Raw genomic sequence first — 355 nt, forward strand, 5'->3', positions numbered from 1 at the left:
GGGGGGGGGGGGCAATTTCAATTCCTCGACCTCCGTCAAAAGACGGAAACGCTGTTTGGAAATCTGCAGGAGCCGTTGTGGGAGACGGTTGGTCGTTGGCTTGGAGAAAATTGGACGCTAAATACTGGGGAGTGCCCCAACGTCGTAAAAGAATCTTCCTTGTCGCAGATTTTGGAAAAAAATGTGCCGGAGAAATACTATTTAAGTCCGAAGGCTTGCCGGGGAATCCTGCGGAGGGCGGAGAGGCGGGGGAAGGGAATGCCGGGAGCGCTGAAGGCGGGGGTAGAGGAGCAGGCTTTTATGGGGGGGGGAGCATAAAGAGAAAAAACGAAAAAGAAGAAGAACGCGCCCCCTG

Annotated in this window: 1 pseudogene; it reads left to right on the plus strand. The window is 54.4% G+C overall.

The features are described from left to right. Positions 1 to 355 (plus strand): annotated as a pseudogene (locus tag ACYVTD_RS18205) (hypothetical protein); the annotation flags it as partial.

The sequence above is a fragment of the Treponema sp. R6D11 genome (assembly GCF_054786075.1).